This window comes from Stenotrophomonas sp. MH181796 (assembly GCF_009659995.1).
GTDB classification, from domain to species: Bacteria; Pseudomonadota; Gammaproteobacteria; order Xanthomonadales; family Xanthomonadaceae; genus Stenotrophomonas; species Stenotrophomonas riyadhensis.
In genome coordinates this window covers 32356-48089 of record NZ_RAHU01000006.1, presented here as the reverse complement: position 1 = coordinate 48089, position 15734 = coordinate 32356, and the positions used below count along the sequence as shown (strand labels likewise).

The following is a 15734-nucleotide window of genomic DNA, read 5'->3' as shown; positions in this document are numbered from 1 at the left end:
GCAACCCCATGAACGCCGCACGCAACCTGCAGGTGCCGGCCAGCGGCCGGCACTACCGCTAGAGCCTCAACATCATCCGCAGCAGGTACGTCAGCAGCGGCAGCGCACTCAGCACCGCACCGCCGATGCCGATCCACGGCCAGCGCTCGCCGCGCACGCGCGAGGCCACCGCCAGGCCTCCGCCCACCAGCGCCGCGCCCAGCACGCCCACGCCCAGCCCTGCGGCCATACCGTTGCCGCCTGCAGCCACCGCTGCCTGCGCTGCCAACGTGCCTGCCCCCCACCCCACAGCGATCCCCAGCCAACTGGCCACGCCGCACCAAGGTGCCTTGCCCTGCGCCATCCGAAAACCCCTGTGTTCTTGCCGAATTCCTGTACGGGCCACGCCCGCGTAGTGCCTACACTAGCCGCACCTGCCCCGTAGGGACATCCCATGCGCACGCTCCGCCTGCTGCTGCCCGGTGCCCTCCTGCTGCTGATCACCGCCTGCAGCGGTGATGCCGGGCTTCCCTTCTCCGCCGACCCCTTGCAGGGCTGCTTCGCCACCAGCGCGCCCAAACCGGCCGACTTCCGTGTCGAAAAGGAAGGTGGCCAGTACTACGTTTCCTTCAGCCGCGGCGACCAATGGCAGCGCGAGCCGAATGCCCTGCACAAAGCCACCCGCAGCGAGATCAGCCGCTACTTCCGCGATGATGCCGATCAGATCGACAGCGCCCTGATCCGCATGGCCGGCGGCTTCGGCATCTTTCACTTCAACAAGGGCGCGACGCTGAAGGGCAAGGCCAGTGATAGTGACTACATGGCGCTGATGCTGATCGGCGCTGGGCCTGTGTATGCGGTGAAGTGCCAATAGCGACAGACAAAATTGAGAAATGTTTGAAATCCGAAGAACTGCCTGATGCGCCCCAAAATGCAATGGGGCAAGTAATGAAGATGGAGCCTCACCCAGATCTGAGAGGCTCAAATGAAACTGCAGATAGCGATTCTCACGTTCATTGTCTCTGCATCCGTTCAGGCAGGAGACGGAGCTCCAGCTGATGGACAAATCGCTGACGAAGCAAAGACCCCATCAAGAATCGTCCGCAGCGCGGAATGGCCTGACTTCATTGGGGGAACGATCAGTGTGGAGCAGTCCCTCACCCGCAACTCGAAGGGACAATATGTATATCGCTACGACGATCAAACGGAAGCGACAAAGCAATATCACGAGGCTTCCTGCGCAGATCTTGGAATGAACCCCGCCAAGGGCGAGTCCATCACAGTGGGGCCAGGAAGCGCCGCGTGGCATTGCTCAAGCATCGATCCAAACAGTGCTAGCGACGCAAAAAGTACTGACTATGTAATCGCCTATGCACCAAATGGACAGGTATCAGCTGGCCAGAACTTCGTTTCCTACGGAACCGTAAGATTCAACAGCTCAGTCAGTGGGAACATCCAGGGGAGCGCGCAAATAGACAACGGAAGGTGCCAAACCTTCTATAGCGAGTATTACCCGCCAAACACTGTGGGAAATCACACTGCAAGAGTCCTCTGTTTTGCTCATTCCCCACAGACGATGAATACGGTGATGGAAGGTTGTGTACCCCGCGCCTGCGCCAGCGATCGTGGCTCCATCAGAGCCAACTGATACCAAAACCTTTTGACCTAGCAGTGAGGGTGACCAAGCCACCCTCGCTGCTTGGGATGCCCTGAACAGTTCGCCCGGACCTCTATTTTCACGAGTCGCAGCACCGAGCACCGCGGCGGGCGAGGAAGTTGATACCTGAAAAGTGGTTTTGAGGTTCCTTTTCGGAACCTCCAGGCGGATTTACCCTTGGGCCGACATCAGCTGCCGGCGTGCCATCCACAGATTACACAGGGCAAACAGGGTCAGCACCTGAGCGGCGTTCTTCGCCAAGCCGCGATAGCGAACCTTGGTGTATCCGAACTGGCGCTTGATGGCTCTGAAGGGGTGCTCGACCTTCGCGCGCAGGCTGGCTTTCCAGGTTACCCCGCGCTCCTGGTAACGCCGCTCCCTCGCGTTCTTGATTGCCCTCACTTTGCCGCGCTTCTTTGCAATCAGGAACGCGGCTTTACAGTCCTTCAGTTCGGGTCGCGAGTCTGCGCCTGTATAGCCGCTGTCGCCGAGGATGCACGCCTCCTTGCCGTGTAGAAGCGCGTGGGTGACCGTTACGTCGCCGACGTTGGCCGCCGTGCACTCCGCATGGTGAACCAGTCCGGAGAACTCATCGACCCCGATATGCGCCTTCATGCGGAAGTACCACTGGTTGCCTTTCCGGGTCTGATGCATCTCCGGATCGCGCGACTTGTCCGCGTACTTTGTTGAACTTGGCGCGTGAATGATGGTGGCGTCCACGATCGTTCCCGCACGCAGGCTCATGCCTTTGCGCTGCAAATGGCCATTTACGGCGCTAAGCATTTCTGACGCCAGCCCATGCGTCTCAAGCAGTCTGCGGAAGTTGAGGATCGTGGTCCCATCAGGAACACGGGCCAAGCCGTTGATCCCGGCGAAACGGCGCATCACCGCCGTGTCATACAGTGCCTCCTCCATGGACGGATCGTTGAGCGCGTACCACTGTTGCAGGAAATGTACACGCAGCATTGTCGCCAAAGGGTACGGCTGGCGACCGCGACGACCCGTCTGCGGGTAGTACGGCTCGATCAGTGCCAGCATGCGCTTCCACGGCACGACCTGGTCCATCTCAGCAAGGAACCGCTCACGCCGGGTTTGCTTGCGCTGGCCCAGGCCCTCCGCGTCACCGAACGTCAGTTGCATGATCGACCGTCACTTTTCATTTCATGGCCTGCTAGGATGCCGGCCAGCGGCTGGCACTACCATGAAATTTTCCTCATATTTGTTCAGAGCATCCCTTATGCTTTACCTCACTGATGGAAGGACTTCAATGCATCTTGCGAGCGGGTATTCAACCCCTCATTGCACGGACGGCCGGTTGTTGCTTTGAGGCAAGTTGCTCTCTCACTCGATGACATGAAGGTGAGATATCTTCCCGGATCAAAAGCAGAGATCAATCTGCCAGGAAAACCGCATCCGCACGGGCCTTCAGCTCCTTTGTCTTCCTTCGGTCGCGGCTCTCCAGATACTCACAAAGACGTGATCGAACGAATGGAAGCATTCTCAGCTTCTGGGAAGATTGATCAAGGATTGAGCCTTCACTTTCGAACCAGTCACGAACGTCCTTTGCCTCTTGCTCACTACCAAAGACCTGCTCCAGCGCTTCCACCTGCAGATCATCCATGTAGAGAACCTGGTGGAGCCAAGAGACCTCGCGCGGACTCATCCACATGACGACGCGTTGGTGTAGCTCCTTCAAGCTGGTAGAACTACGCCCACCACTATCGAGCTCATCGATCAAAAGCGAAAGATGGTATGGAAGACCAGAGGACTCCAGCCAAGCGCGCTCCTTCTCGGCTGTATCGACAATGCCAAACTCCGCCAGAAGCTCGTCCACTTCAATCTTCTCAAGGGGCTTGAGCACAATTGCGCGTCTAAGCTGCGCCTCGTAGTCCTTCCAGAGAGGATTTGTGGCCTTGAGCTTGAACCTCGTCAGCACGATCAAAGTTGCATCGATGTCGCTGCTCTTGAGCTTGTTTAGGAATTTGGGGATCAGAAGTCCGCCGAGCTGCTTATGAAGCGCCTCATAGTCTTCCACAACGAAGAGCAACCGTTCCAACCGCTTGATCTTCCCGTGCCCCGGCTTGAGCTTGCCTTCGTGCTCACCCAGCAGGATCGCCTTTAGATCTGCTACCAATGCATTCGCAAGGACCTCTTCAGGATCTTGCTTAGCAGCCTCACGGAGGGATGAGGCGGAACCGATACCGAGCCTTTCCCAGATACGGATGGATTCTGAAGACAAGGCCTTGATTTCACTCGCGGCCCCGGGGAGCTCGTCGGCGGCCTCCTTCACTGCCTCAGGGTCCACAAATTCTTTGACCTTCGGCACGAACATGCCGACACGCTGAACGATGGATGCACCTGACTTTATCAGCTTGGCAACTCCCTCGAGGCCTTCAGTGTTTACGTTTACTCCGCGCTCCAAGAGCTCCTTGGTGATCTCACCCCTGATCTTAGAGACAGCCTCAATTGCTTCACGGGTCTTCGGGAAGTAGTAGCCTGATGGCTTCAACCCGATTCCCGGCCCTACTGCAGAGCGCACAAGCGAGCCAACCAGCTGATCAATGGCTGCGGCAGTGAACTCGCCAGTTGAGCCATCTATCCCCCGGTTAGCTCCTGCCAACTCTATCCTCAGGAAACCCAGGCTATCCAAGTCAATGGATCGCATGGCCTTGGCAAAAACGCTACTTTTGCCAATTCCACTGGGACCTTCAATGCTCTGAATCTTCAAGCCCTTGCTGGGCTATCCTGAAAGCAGATCCTCGAGCACCTGGGCCTCACGCTGACGGCCAACAAATCCTTCCATGTGAATCTCCTGATCATGCGTAGTTCAAGACGGAGTTACTTCCCGGGACGCCCACTCAGGCGCAGCCCTGCAACACGCTATCGGCCGAGCTGGGGCTAACTTTACAGCCCGCAATGTGTCGGCATGCACATTCTTGAAGAATGATTGTGGATCGAGCAATCAACCGTTCTCTTGTCGCTTTCGGCCAGTGTTATCAGACATGGGCGTGGATGTGCGGCGACCTGGCCGAGGCTCGCAACATCGCCTGAGCACTTTCGATCACGGAGGACCGAACGATGAACCCCTACTTTCTTGACGACACTCTTCCTACACCCACACCTCGAGTGCTACTGGGGCATCTGGCGTCAATGGAGACCATCGGCCGCCGTCAGCTCAGATTGTCCTTTGACGCGATCCCATACAGATGGGCACTTCACTCCTGGCGGCAGTACGGGGACGTTGAGCCTGAACCTGAGTACGTATCGCGGTTCTTTGAGGAGGTTCCGCTGTTTCACCTCGATGTCATTGTGCGCGGTTTCAATGAACGCGAACTCGTTGAGGTTGTAACCGACCTCGCGCCGCCCGACAGGCGTGCGGAGGGCACCATAGTGGGGCGGTGGATAGGCCTCAGGTTCCGTCCCACACCCGCTGGCGACGCGATCAGCTATTCCAGCATTACTGACGCCGGAACCACGGGGTTCTTGGGGCTTGCCCACCTCCCCGAACCACCTCTGATTGAGCACCTCAACAGGTTGAGGCCTGAAGTCACCCACGTGAATGCCGATCACTGGGCTCTCCGCGCTGTGCTTGACAGCATTCCGCGGCCCCACGCGATGGCCGTACTGGACGTGGGTCAAGCTTCTTCCAACGTGATGCTGGGTGAAACTGGGCGGCCTCTTCTCTACTTTGATGTTGGCCGGGCCATCGGGGCGAACGCGTGGACCACCCCCGCTGCGCTCAAGTTCTGCACCTGCCCAAACAACAAATCACCGGCGCCCGTTCTCATTTCGCATTGGCACGCGGATCACTACACCGCCACGTCATTGGACCCGGACCTGTTGACGTGCACCTGGATTGTCCCTCACACCGTCAATCCTGCTCACATGGCGTTCCAGAACGGAATTCTACTTGCCGGCTCCCAGGTGCTCCAGTTGCCCCCGGTCTTTCCCGATCTTAAGTTCGGCACGTCTGGGAGCTATACCCTTACGCAGTGCACCGGAACCGGGAACAATCTCAACAATCGCGGCAATGCCCTGATGGTGGATTGGAGGGGTTTAAACTGGTTGCTTCCCGGCGACGCCAGCTACAAGTACATCAGCTTGGTTAAGGATCGAGAATTCACCGCCGTGGTTGCTACTCATCATGGCGGCTTCTTTGCAGGCAATACTGTGCCCACAAGGGCACCGGGCTATGCCCGACTGGTGTATTCGTTCGGACACAACAACGTCTTTGGCACGGCGATGCACCCGCTCCCCGCCTCGGTTGCCAAGCATAAGACACACTGGAATCACGGTAACTGGATCCCAGCACTTCCGCCCGGTCTGGTGTCGCCCGGCGTCGCTGGAGACGTTCGCGCCACAGCGGTGCACGGCGTCATGCTTTTCCCAGGTATTGCGCCGCCGACGCATTCTGGCGCGGTGGCGATCGGGTGGCAGGGGCCACCGGCCCTTGCAGGGTTAGCGGCACCATGCCCGACCTGCGGGAAGTCGTTCAATATTCAGCAGACCTGAGGGGCGCGACCGTTGTGCGTGTCTGGGAACGTGATATGCATCCAGCAACTTCTGATCAGAAATGAAGAAGGAGTACTGACCTATCATTACGATCTTCAACCCTCAGCGGCACGCGACTTCCACAAGGAATTATGTGCCGCCATGGGCATGACGCCCTCATTGGGAACAGCATCTCTACCAACTCCCTCCACCGGTTGGGTCTGCACTACGGAATCTCAGTAGCCTGGCGAAGGTCCTGCGGTACCATGCCCTCCCCCGAACCGCCCCGGTACCCGCCGTGCCCCATTACACCGGCCCCCTGCTGACCCGCGACAGCGCTGACACCCTGCGCCGTGCCCATGACAAGGGCGCTGCCGACTGGCAGGGGTCGCTCGACCTGGGCCGGAGCCAGGACACCGTGGCCCTGAACGCCGACGGCTTCCACTTCCGTGGCCAGCTCTACCCGTGGCCGGGCAAGCTGAAGGACCGCACGCTGTACTACTGGGACGGCGAGAACTTCGCACCGATCTCGCGCTACAGCGGCTCGTTGATCAAGCTGGTGCCGACCGAATGGGGTGCACCGACCTTCGAGATCGACGGCATCAAGATGCTGCCGACCTCCAAGCTGTCACCGTTCGAGGATGCACGCCGCAAGGTCGAGCTGGTTGCTCCGGCAGGCAAGGTCATCCTCGATACCTGCGGCGGCCTGGGCTACTTCGCCGCGTGCGCGCTGGAGGCCGGTGTCGGCCAGATCCGCTCGTTCGAGAAGAACGCCGACGTGATGTGGCTGCGTACGCTCAATCCGTGGTCGCCGGATCCAGACTCAGCTGCCGCCGGTGGCCGCCTGCAGTTCAGCCACGGTGACGTCTCACAGCAGATCGAACAGGTGGCCAGCAACAGTGTCGACGCGATCCTGCACGACCCGCCGCGCTTCGGCATCGCCGGCGAACTGTACTCCCAGGTGTTCTACGACCACCTCGCCCGCGTCATCCGCAAGGGCGGTCGCCTGTTCCACTACACCGGTGCGCCGAACAAGCTGACCAGCGGGCGCGATGTCCCGCGCGAAGTGGCCAAGCGTCTGGAAAAGGCCGGCTTCAAGGCCGAACTGGCGCTGGACGGTGTTCTGGCCGTCAAGCGCTGAGCTTCATTCCGAGTCAACCTTCGCCAGCTTCATCACCCACTTCGGCACTTCCGGTTCGCCGGCATAGAAGTCTTTCGGCTTCTTCTCGGCCATTGCCCAGCGGTGCAGCCAGCTGGGGCCATAGCGGCCGCTGTAGCCTTCGGCACCACGCGCATAGGCAGGGTCATGCATCGCCTCGTCCAGTGACACGAAGCGATAGCCCCGGCGCTTGGTCGCCGCCACCAGTCCGGCGAACGTGGCCGCGTTGAGCTCATTGGCGTGCATCAGCCACACCTGTGGCAGCGCATAGCCCAGCAGCGCCTGCGACTGCTTCTCGTAGTAATCCAGCTTGTTCAGCATGTACGGCACATAGCCCTTGCGCAGCTGTGCCAGCGTCGCTTCGCGCTCGGGCGAATCAGGCTGCTCGTTCATCACGTTTGCATAGGCGAACGCCCACACCCACTCACCGTTGTCGACCGTCACCGGAGCCACGCGGTAGCCGTGTGCCTTGAAGAACACATCCATCTCCGCACGTTCTTCCGCCGTGCGTCCGGCACGCAGATAGGGATGGCGCATCCACTGCGGCTTCAGTCCGCGCTCGGCCAGCAAGGGCCGCAGCACCGTTTCACCACGCAGGAAATCCTGCTGGAACGCTGGCACACCCTTGGCGTTCAGATCCATGTGCGAATACGTGTGGTTGCCCAGCACATAGCCGGCGTCCAGCCAGTCGCGCAGCATCTGCACCCGCGCCGGCTGCACCTGCCCATCGATCTCCAGCTTGTTCTCGTTGACGAAACCCACCACCGGTACACCCGCCTGCCGCAACTGGGCCATCAGTGCCTCATGGCGCGCCTGCAGGTCCGGCGGCACGATCTGGTCCACCCGCGCCCACGGCAGGTCATCGATGGTCACCGCAATCCGGCGGTCCACCTCGGCGGCGTGTACCGCCAACGAGCACAGCAGCAACGGCACAGTCCGCAGCAACCAACGCATCAGCACTTCCTTGCAGGGGGCGAGGCGTGAACTGTAGCGCGATTGCGGATGCGCAGCCGGCTCAGGGCCCAGCTGGCGATGCAGTGCGCGTACAGCACATTTCCCCCTATGGGGCCGATGATCCCGCCCGGCGCTCGCGCACGATCGCCCGCCACAGCATCACTCCCGCCACCATGGCCACCAGCAGCAACGCGGCCAGCACCATCGCCAGATCATCGGGATTGCGCAGCAGCGGCGCGTGCTCGCGGGTGAGGATGTCGAACACTACGTGCTGCGCCTGGGCCAGTGGCATCCTGCCGTCTGCGGCAAGATCCACCAGGCATGCTGCCGGAGACAGCGTTGCCACGCTCAGCCAGGCACGCTCGTACAAGTGCAGCGCCCTGAGTGACAACGCCAGGGCCAGGCCATGCAATGCCAGCAGCCCCCAGCTGGCCTGCCGCAGGCGCCCCGACGCGCGACGCAGGCGATAGGCGCAGATCGCCATCGCCCCCAGCAATGCCAGCCCAACGCCGACCACTGGAATCAGATGCAGCGGGTACCAGCCCTGCAGCGCATTGGAACGTGCCATCAACTGCTCAGCCACCTGCATGCGTGCCACCGGATCCGGGCCCCCACAGGCCTCGCCCACTGGTTCCAGCAACAGGTCCACCCTGTAGTGGAAGAAGCCGACCGCCATCGCCACCGCCAGCACGACCAGTATCTGCAGTACCAGCAGGATGGGCCCGGGCCCACAGATGCGGCAGAAACGTGAAGCAGTAGAGGCCATTGGTTCATCCATGACAACAAGGGTCCATCCTAACCAAGCGCTTCCGGATTGTCGGCGGGCGTATGCGACAACCTCTGGTCCGTCCCGGTAGGATGTCCTGAGGGACGAACAGGCATGTGATGGAGCAATGGAATGGTGACGATGTATCTGCTGGTGCGAACGCTGTTCCCGTTGCTGATCTTCGTGCTCGCCTGGATGCTGCTGTCGCGCCTGATCAAGGCCCGCGTCGCCCGCCTTCCGCGCGTCCCCTTGAATCTGCCGGAACACAGCAGCAGCCTACGCAAGAAAGATCGACGCATCTACGAACGCAAGCTGCGGCGCAAGCCAGGGCTGCGTACTGCAACCCTGCCCGCAACCGCCCCGCGCAGCTGGAACTTCGCCGCAGCGATCATTGCTTTGTGCGCATTGATTGCTGCTGCCCTCGTCGTACCCGATGGTGCACGCTTCCAGGTGATGGCCGAGAGCATCTCCGGCTATCCGTCCACGATTGCGGAAGCACAGGTTCCCGCCACCGCGCAGGCCGCCGTGCTGCAGGCGTGGCAGCCTGTGCTCGCGCAGCTGTCGCGGCCGGTGGCCATGCGCTACCCCATCGGGCGCACCGGCGGCGAGCACACCGCACGCGCCACGCTACCCGTGCAGGTGAGGTACCAGGCTGATCGGCTGCAGATTGCCTCGGCCGTGCCAGTGGATGCCGAGCGGTTGCGTGCGGAGCTTGCGCGCCTGGCGGGGGTGCCGGCCGAGACAATCATCGTTCGCCAAAGCCAGATCTCACCTTGGCTGCAATCGGGCTGGACGCCCCTGACCGAACGATAGAGCCGAGCCCAGGCTCGGCGGCTGTTGCAGTGGGTCCACGCCACGCGTGGATGGCTGTCATGACAGAGTCAAGCATGGCTCGACTCTGCAGATAGCGCTGGCCCACGCTCGGCCTCGATAGATCAGGACACACGCGGCAGCTTCGCCGCCCACATGTTGTCGACCAGATTGGGGTACGGACGGCCGTTCTCCTCCGCCCGCTGCCGTGCGGCGTCTTTCTGCGCCGGCGACAGCGGCTGCGATTTCTGGCCCTTGGGGTTGGGCATTTTCCAGGGGGGTGTTCCGGGTGCGCGCATGGCCGCAGGATTATTTCTTCAGGAAGTTCAGCAATGCCAGATTGAAGTGATCGGCATGGCTGGTGTTGCAGCCATGTGGCGCACCTTCCAGGATGACGACCTCGCTTCTCGCGATGGCCTGGTGCGTGCGCTGGCCCGAGCCTTCGAACGGCACGATGGCATCACTGTCGCCATGCAGGATCAGCGTCGGCACGGAGATCTTCTTCAGATCATCGCGGAAGTCGGTCGTAGCGAAGGCCTGCATGCAGCCCAGTGCAGCCGTCTGGTCGGACTGGTGGCACAGCGCGATTGCCGCCTGGCGCTGGTCTTCGGTCACCATCAACTTGCCATCGGCGCTGAAGAAATCGCGGGTGAAGCCATCGAAGAAGGCCTCTCGGTCCTGCTCCAGGCCACCGCGCATTTCATCGGCCTTTTCCTGGGTTAGCGGACCTTCCGGGTTGTTGTCGCCACGCAGCAGGCAGGGAGGAACTGCGGCGGCGAACACCACGCTGTGCAGGCGGTCCTGGCCGTGGTTGGCCACGTAGCGCGCCACTTCACCGCCGCCCATCGAGAAGCCGACCAGGGTCACGTCGCGCAGGTCGCGCTCCTCGATCAGCGCGGCCAGGTCCGCCGCCAGCGTGTCGTAGTCGTAGCCGTAGCCGTCGGCAGGCTTGTCGGAACGCCCGAAGCCACGGCGGTCGTAGCTGATGACCCGATGCTGGGCATCGCGCAGGATCGACACCTGCGGTTTCCAGGCATCGGCCGACAGCGGCCAGCCATGGATCAGAATCACCGGGCGGCCATCGCCGCCGGTGTCTTCAACGTGCAGGCGGATGCGGGAAGTGGGCATGGGGGCTCCTGTGGAAGGGCAGGGTTGCAGGCTAGGACCCCGGCCCTATGGTGCCCGTGAGGGAATCGAGGCGCGCTATGACATGGCGTGCACAGGCTGAAGGGTGGACCGCACCGCCAAATCCCCGCTCCATCGTGTCCAGCGCCGGTTTCGTCGCAACACGGCGGCAGAGTGCGGTGGATCGTGCCAGCCTGCGCGGACCACCTCCGGGAGATTCGTCATGCTGCTGCTCACCCTGCCCCTGTTGGCCGCCGGCCTGGCTGCCGCCCCGACCGCACCCGACACGTTGCGCGAGCAGATCCGCCAAGCGGACATGCAGCTGTTCGCTGCCGCGTTCGATGCCTGTGACGCCGACAAGGCCGCGTCGATGACCACCGACGACATGGAGTTCTTCCACGACAAGGCCGGCAAGTCCGCCAGCAACCGCGACGACTTCCGCCGCAGCGTGGCCGCGCTGTGTGAAAGCACCCTCGCCAACCACACGCATCTGCGCCGTGAGCTGGTGGAAAGCTCACTGCAGGTGTTTCCGCTGCACGACGAGCGGGCGCTGGAGATCGGCGACCACCGCTTCCACGAGCGCGATGTGAAGGGTGTGGAGCATTGGACCGGCCAGGCCCGCTTCATCCAGGTCTGGCGGCGCGTGGACGGGCAGTGGCAGGTGGAGCGGGTGATCAGCTACGACCATCGGCCGGCGGATTGAGCGGCGCAGCGTCGTGTAGAGCCGAGCCCACCCTCGGCTGCAGTTCGGTGGATGGATTAGCCGTCCTGACCTGCTGGTTCACAGCCCTCGCTTCTTGGCCTCAGCCACGATGTCGGCCATGACCCGGCGTTCTCCCAGCTGGGCGAGGAACAACAGGTGTTCGGCGGCGTTGACCTTCTGCAGGTGATCGAGCCGGCATGGCCCACCGAGTGCAAGTGCCGGGACGAAGCCGTACATCTCGTCATAGTTCAGTGGGCCTAGCAGTTTCACGGCGCGGTCAAAGAGAGGAATGCCTTTGTCATCGGTCTCATTCGGATAATCGACACTCATCCCAGACAGCCACGTTGAAATCAGAGAATCTGCCTTCCCTTCCCTCATCCAGCGAGATTTGTCGGTAGGAAAGATCATTGCCCATGCGCAGTTGATGGTTAGGCTACGCCCGGTCTTGGTTCCCCACAGTGTCAAGTTCCCGAAGGCGCTGCGGCCGATGACGTAGTAGTGATCCTTCCCATAGAACTCAGTTCCATAGAGCCAGGCATTGAGGGCTTCGGCGTAGTCATCTGGATCAGTTATCCAGAAGATGCCTTCTCCGTAACCAGCAAAGCCGTACGCCCGCCAGTATTCCAGTAGCTTGTCTGGGACCTTTCCCCGGTAGTGCTCCAACTTCGATTGCGATACCTGTCTTGTGTCAACCGCGGGTCCAAAGCCCTTGTCTGAGTAGAAGTACTCAAAGTGCTTGTCGAGCATCTCGATCATCTGCAGCGCTCCAATCCGCCGTTCATTTTTGTGGCGCGTCGCTCGCCCACCGGGACTTGTCTTGCCGCCGCGTCCAGGTCCTGGATGCGCGTGGCCTGGTCCTTTCTAGCATGGCTCCATTGACGACCTATGGTGTGATTGACCTCTGCGTCGCCGAAGTCAGCAATTGTGTCATTGCCGCCCGCCACAAGGTCGGGATTGTGCAGGGCGTTCAAGGCCCTCATCGTTGCGTCCGCATGCTCCATTGCCAAACGCTCCGCAACTTTCGGGTCATTCACCTCAGAAGAGAGTTCGTCGTACTTTTCATTCTTGATCTTTTCTTTGAAGTCCTCTCTTGCCTTCCTTGCTGCCGCCCTGTCGCGATTCTTCGGATCAAATGCCTCCCGTGCACTGAGGTAATCCTCCACACTCATATCGTTCAGCCCCTGCTCCTGCCCCTTCAGCTGCCGGTCCATCTCCGGGTATTTCGATGCTGGCAGCTTCTGCGGGCTGAAGCACGGCAGCTGCTTCCGCGGCATGCGCCTGGGTAGCCGTGGCGTCTCCACATTCCGGTTGCCATCGGGCGTGCGGTTGCCATCGGCCTGCCTGCGCTTGCGGTGCTTCAGCGCCTTGGCCAATCCCTTGAACGCGTCCTCCACTTCCTCCATCAGGTCCAGCAGTCGCGAGCCGATGCGGGTGCCTGTTCGCCCGGCCTTGGCGGCCGCGTAGCCAAACCCCGCCGCGCCCCCCAGCTCCACCGTCACCGCGGCCAGCAGGATGGAGACCACTACATCCATCATGATCTGCGCGCCGAAACGCGCCTGCAGATTCTCCTGCTCGTCCGGTGGCACCGCGTCCCACCAGGCCACGGCGAAGGCCGGTAGTTGCTGGGTGATGGCCGGATCTTCGATCAGCAGGTTGAACAGCTCCTTGGCTTCGCTGGCAGCCACCATCACTGTGTCGCCCGCCGCGCGCATCGCGGTGATCTTGCGGTCCATGGCATCGCGGTCGCCGGTCAGCAGCAGACGCGCCCATTCGCGTATCTCGCGGTCGGTCCTGTACATCAACACCGCCAAATCGACGGCGGTCTCGACCGTTCCCACCAGGTAGTCCCAGGCGCCCTGCCCGGTGCCCAGCGCCTGATTGCCGCGCTGTAGGCCCCAGCGCTTGAGCGCGCCTGCGTCGTCCCATTGCTGCCACGCCGTGGCCATGTCGCTACGGGTCTGCGCAACGATCGCGTCCAGCGCTGACTTGAGCCTCGCGCGCGCCGCGAGGATGGGCGCATCGTCGTCATCGCTCAAGTCAGGCTGAAACAGCAGCTGGAGCGTCTGCACCGGGCCAACGGTGACGTCCGGGATGCGTGCGCGGCCTGTGTCATCCAGCTGGCCGGTCACCACCCGATCGTCGGGCAGCATCACCTGGTAGCCCACGCCACGTACCGGCGTGCGGTCGAGGTCACCGTAGTGGTAGTGCAGCAGGATGTCCTGCTTGCTCGGCGGCGCTACGTCAGACTCATGCGCAGCGGTGCCTGTGGGTACGAATCCCGCTGGCGGTGCGGCGTTGCCAGATGGTTGAGACGCCGCTTGCGGCCCAGCGCCTCCGCCCGCTTCCACCGTCACCGTGCTCTGGCGCGAGGCCAGCAGACGGCAGCCGCAGGCCAGCGAATCCCCGTGGCGGGCCAACGGCTGGCCATCGATCAGGAAGGTTTCATCGCCGGTGACGATATCAAAGAAGCCACCGTGCTTCGGGCAACTGGCCTTGTCGCCCACGCGCGCGATGGCGATGTTGTTGATGAAGGTGCTGGGCGCACCGGTTAACACTTCGCCGCCACCGGTGGTGCGGTCGCCGACCACGATCACAACCCGCTGCATGCGCGCTCCCACGCTTGATGCTGGGGAAGGAGGCTAGTGAGCGGTTACAGGCGTCGGGCGGGAAAAGCGGGGTTTTGCAAGTAGTCCTAGTGTGATCGCGGCTATCAGGATGATCTGACTCTCTAAAGGCTCTTCCGCCTGCCCGGCAAACAGGTCGATCCCGACGAGCACCCATGATGCGTAGCTGCGTCCTCATCATCTCCGCACCAGATCGGCGGACTCACGCTCTAGTTCCGGTGTCCGCGTGGCCCCGAAACCCTCAGAACGCCAACCTGCGACTATCCCCGTCGCAATCAACACCATCTTGATACGCATTGCAGATGGATAGGCCAGCATGCATTAATTGCGCCTATCGAAAACCGTGCGGGGTCTGGGATGGGGATCAGGGAAGAGTTGCGGAGGGTCATGGAGCTGCAATCTGAGTACAGCTCGCTGGCCACCACCGCCATGAACGAGCGCGGCCAGATCATCAAGCACCAACTTCCCTCCATCCTTCGAGAAGATGCTGAGCCGCTTCGCGCCGCAGCAGATATCGCGCAAGGTGACTTTCTGCTTGAAGGGGGAGATGGCATCGGCAGAAAGGCGCAGGTGCCGTGGGTCCGGTTTGCATCGCGAAGTAGATCGCCCAAGGCCACCGAGGGCTGGTACGTGGTGTGGCTATTCCGGGAAGACGGCTCCGGGGTTTACCTAGCGCTCTCGCATGCCTCCACCAAGAACGTGGATGGCGACTTCATCAAGCGATCTACCGATGAAGCCCAGCGCCTGACAACGTGGGCGCGTGAGGTTCTGGCGAACGATATTCCCAACGATTCGCGCATCCATCATTCCATGACGCTTGGCTTTGGGGACCTGGCAAAGGCTTACGAGAGAACCACCGTAGTTGCGTACTTCTACCCGAAGGCGGAGGTACCGCCCGAAGAGCAACTGCGAACTGACATGCTCTCTATGGCGCGGCGCCTGAAGAGCATCTATCGCGGTGAACCCGCACAGAAGCGCAGCGGGCAGACCTCACCCGACGTCATTGCGGTGGTAGAGGCCATCGAGGAGGCCGCTTCAGGTCGCGAGAAAACAGGCCAAGGCTTTGGGCTTACGCAACCGGAACGCCGTGCCGTGGAGCTACGCGCGATGGCACTGGCCAAGAGCTACTTCCATGGCAAAGGGTATGCGGTTGAGGACACCAGTAACCACGCGCCTTACGACCTGAAGATCGTCAAAGACAGCCAAACACACTACGTCGAGGTTAAGGGCACAACAGGTGGACTGGGCGATATTGTGCTTACGAAGAACGAGGTTCAGCATCATCTGAACCATCATCCCAACAACGCCCTGTTCGTTGTGTACGGCATTCAGCTACACAGACAGAACGGCACGCCCATTGGAACGGGTGGCACTGACCACGTTCAACAGCCCTGGCTGATCTCGAATGATCGCCTGCAACCGCTGGCCTATCGCTACCGCATCCAGTGAAAGAGGGCCCGAACGGC

At 61.4% G+C, this 15734-nt stretch carries 16 protein-coding genes; 7 read left to right on the top strand and 9 right to left on the bottom strand.

From position 1 onward, the window contains the following. Nucleotides 1–58: 58 nt before the first annotated feature. Entirely contained in the window at nucleotides 59–343 is a 285-nt protein-coding gene (locus tag D5301_RS24485; protein WP_153856184.1) for a hypothetical protein, read from the bottom strand. Between the two features lie 90 nt (nucleotides 344–433). On the opposite strand from D5301_RS24485, the gene D5301_RS15410 reads away from it, so the two are divergent. Both D5301_RS15410 and D5301_RS15405 read left to right on the top strand, forming a co-directional pair. After that, nucleotides 434–853 carry a hypothetical protein gene (locus tag D5301_RS15410; protein WP_153856183.1) on the top strand — a complete coding sequence of 140 codons (420 nt, stop codon included), beginning with the start codon at nucleotides 434–436 and terminating at the stop codon, nucleotides 851–853. A gap of 111 nt (nucleotides 854–964) precedes the next feature. After that, entirely contained in the window at nucleotides 965–1627 is a 663-nt protein-coding gene (locus D5301_RS15405; RefSeq protein WP_153856182.1) for a hypothetical protein, read from the top strand. A gap of 180 nt (nucleotides 1628–1807) precedes the next feature. On the opposite strand, the gene D5301_RS15400 is transcribed toward D5301_RS15405, so the two are convergent. Then, nucleotides 1808–2776: an IS5 family transposase gene (locus D5301_RS15400; protein WP_153856181.1), complete on the bottom strand. Its 969-nt coding sequence runs from the start codon at nucleotides 2774–2776 to the stop codon at nucleotides 1808–1810. Between the two features lie 250 nt (nucleotides 2777–3026). After that, the gene (locus D5301_RS15395; protein ID WP_153856180.1) at nucleotides 3027–4364 is read right to left on the bottom strand and encodes a hypothetical protein; all 1338 of its coding nucleotides are present in this window, start codon (nucleotides 4362–4364) and stop codon (nucleotides 3027–3029) included. Nucleotides 4365–4714: 350 nt separating this feature from the next. On the opposite strand from D5301_RS15395, the gene D5301_RS15390 reads away from it, so the two are divergent. Both D5301_RS15390 and D5301_RS15385 read left to right on the top strand, forming a co-directional pair. Continuing rightward, nucleotides 4715–6148, top strand: coding sequence for a hypothetical protein (locus D5301_RS15390; protein ID WP_153856179.1), 1434 nt, complete (start codon nucleotides 4715–4717; stop codon nucleotides 6146–6148). Nucleotides 6149–6425: 277 nt separating this feature from the next. Continuing rightward, entirely contained in the window at nucleotides 6426–7268 is an 843-nt protein-coding gene (locus tag D5301_RS15385; protein WP_324187332.1) for an MnmC family methyltransferase, read from the top strand. Between the two features lie 3 nt (nucleotides 7269–7271). On the opposite strand, the gene D5301_RS15380 is transcribed toward D5301_RS15385, so the two are convergent. Both D5301_RS15380 and D5301_RS15375 read right to left on the bottom strand, forming a co-directional pair. Next, nucleotides 7272–8240, bottom strand: a complete 969-nt coding sequence (locus D5301_RS15380; protein WP_153856177.1) for a polysaccharide deacetylase family protein — start codon at nucleotides 8238–8240, stop codon at nucleotides 7272–7274. A 106-nt stretch (nucleotides 8241–8346) separates the two neighbouring features. Then, complete coding sequence (locus tag D5301_RS15375; RefSeq protein ID WP_194936648.1) at nucleotides 8347–9006, bottom strand: hypothetical protein; 660 nt, start codon at nucleotides 9004–9006, stop codon at nucleotides 8347–8349. A 132-nt stretch (nucleotides 9007–9138) separates the two neighbouring features. On the opposite strand from D5301_RS15375, the gene D5301_RS15370 reads away from it, so the two are divergent. Further along, nucleotides 9139–9819, top strand: coding sequence for a hypothetical protein (locus D5301_RS15370; protein ID WP_153856175.1), 681 nt, complete (start codon nucleotides 9139–9141; stop codon nucleotides 9817–9819). Nucleotides 9820–9941: 122 nt separating this feature from the next. Here D5301_RS15370 and D5301_RS24065 read toward each other — a convergent pair whose 3' ends face one another. Together D5301_RS24065 and D5301_RS15365 are read right to left on the bottom strand one after the other, a co-directional pair. Then, a complete protein-coding gene (locus D5301_RS24065) occupies nucleotides 9942–10085 on the bottom strand; it encodes a hypothetical protein (protein WP_194936652.1) in 144 nt (47 codons plus the stop codon). Nucleotides 10086–10125: 40 nt separating this feature from the next. Next, nucleotides 10126–10944 carry an alpha/beta hydrolase gene (locus D5301_RS15365; RefSeq protein ID WP_153856174.1) on the bottom strand — a complete coding sequence of 273 codons (819 nt, stop codon included), beginning with the start codon at nucleotides 10942–10944 and terminating at the stop codon, nucleotides 10126–10128. Nucleotides 10945–11164: 220 nt separating this feature from the next. Between D5301_RS15365 and D5301_RS15360 the strand changes: the two genes are divergently transcribed. Then, nucleotides 11165–11644 (top strand): DUF4440 domain-containing protein, encoded by a 480-nt coding sequence (locus tag D5301_RS15360; RefSeq protein ID WP_153856173.1) that lies wholly within the window; start codon nucleotides 11165–11167, stop codon nucleotides 11642–11644. Between the two features lie 78 nt (nucleotides 11645–11722). On the opposite strand, the gene D5301_RS15355 is transcribed toward D5301_RS15360, so the two are convergent. Both D5301_RS15355 and D5301_RS15350 read right to left on the bottom strand, forming a co-directional pair. After that, nucleotides 11723–12400 carry a GAD-like domain-containing protein gene (locus D5301_RS15355; protein WP_153856172.1) on the bottom strand — a complete coding sequence of 226 codons (678 nt, stop codon included), beginning with the start codon at nucleotides 12398–12400 and terminating at the stop codon, nucleotides 11723–11725. Further along, on the bottom strand, nucleotides 12397–14250 hold the full coding sequence (locus D5301_RS15350) for a PAAR domain-containing protein (RefSeq protein WP_153856171.1): 1854 nt from the start codon (nucleotides 14248–14250) through the stop codon (nucleotides 12397–12399). The genes D5301_RS15355 and D5301_RS15350 overlap by 4 nt, the downstream gene beginning before the upstream one ends. Nucleotides 14251–14655: 405 nt before the next feature. Here D5301_RS15350 and D5301_RS15345 point away from each other — a divergent pair, with 405 nt between their 5' ends. After that, nucleotides 14656–15717 (top strand): DUF3578 domain-containing protein, encoded by a 1062-nt coding sequence (locus tag D5301_RS15345; protein ID WP_194936647.1) that lies wholly within the window; start codon nucleotides 14656–14658, stop codon nucleotides 15715–15717. Nucleotides 15718–15734 lie beyond the last annotated feature (17 nt).

Excerpts from the sequence above, each read along its gene's own strand:
- D5301_RS24485 (WP_153856184.1), bottom strand. The coding sequence starts at position 343 with ATGGCGCAGGGCAAGGCACCTTGGTGCGGCGTGGCCAGTTGGCTGGGG.
- D5301_RS15410 (WP_153856183.1), top strand. The coding sequence starts at position 434 with ATGCGCACGCTCCGCCTGCTGCTGCCCGGTGCCCTCCTGCTGCTGATC.
- D5301_RS15405 (WP_153856182.1), top strand. The coding sequence starts at position 965 with ATGAAACTGCAGATAGCGATTCTCACGTTCATTGTCTCTGCATCCGTT.
- D5301_RS15400 (WP_153856181.1), bottom strand. The coding sequence starts at position 2,776 with ATGCAACTGACGTTCGGTGACGCGGAGGGCCTGGGCCAGCGCAAGCAA.
- D5301_RS15390 (WP_153856179.1), top strand. The coding sequence starts at position 4,715 with ATGAACCCCTACTTTCTTGACGACACTCTTCCTACACCCACACCTCGA.
- D5301_RS15380 (WP_153856177.1), bottom strand. The coding sequence starts at position 8,240 with ATGCGTTGGTTGCTGCGGACTGTGCCGTTGCTGCTGTGCTCGTTGGCG.
- D5301_RS15375 (WP_194936648.1), bottom strand. The coding sequence starts at position 9,006 with ATGGCCTCTACTGCTTCACGTTTCTGCCGCATCTGTGGGCCCGGGCCC.
- D5301_RS15370 (WP_153856175.1), top strand. The coding sequence starts at position 9,139 with ATGGTGACGATGTATCTGCTGGTGCGAACGCTGTTCCCGTTGCTGATC.
- D5301_RS24065 (WP_194936652.1), bottom strand. The coding sequence starts at position 10,085 with ATGCCCAACCCCAAGGGCCAGAAATCGCAGCCGCTGTCGCCGGCGCAG.
- D5301_RS15365 (WP_153856174.1), bottom strand. The coding sequence starts at position 10,944 with ATGCCCACTTCCCGCATCCGCCTGCACGTTGAAGACACCGGCGGCGAT.
- D5301_RS15360 (WP_153856173.1), top strand. The coding sequence starts at position 11,165 with ATGCTGCTGCTCACCCTGCCCCTGTTGGCCGCCGGCCTGGCTGCCGCC.
- D5301_RS15355 (WP_153856172.1), bottom strand. The coding sequence starts at position 12,400 with ATGATCGAGATGCTCGACAAGCACTTTGAGTACTTCTACTCAGACAAG.
- D5301_RS15350 (WP_153856171.1), bottom strand. The coding sequence starts at position 14,250 with ATGCAGCGGGTTGTGATCGTGGTCGGCGACCGCACCACCGGTGGCGGC.
- D5301_RS15345 (WP_194936647.1), top strand. The coding sequence starts at position 14,656 with ATGGAGCTGCAATCTGAGTACAGCTCGCTGGCCACCACCGCCATGAAC.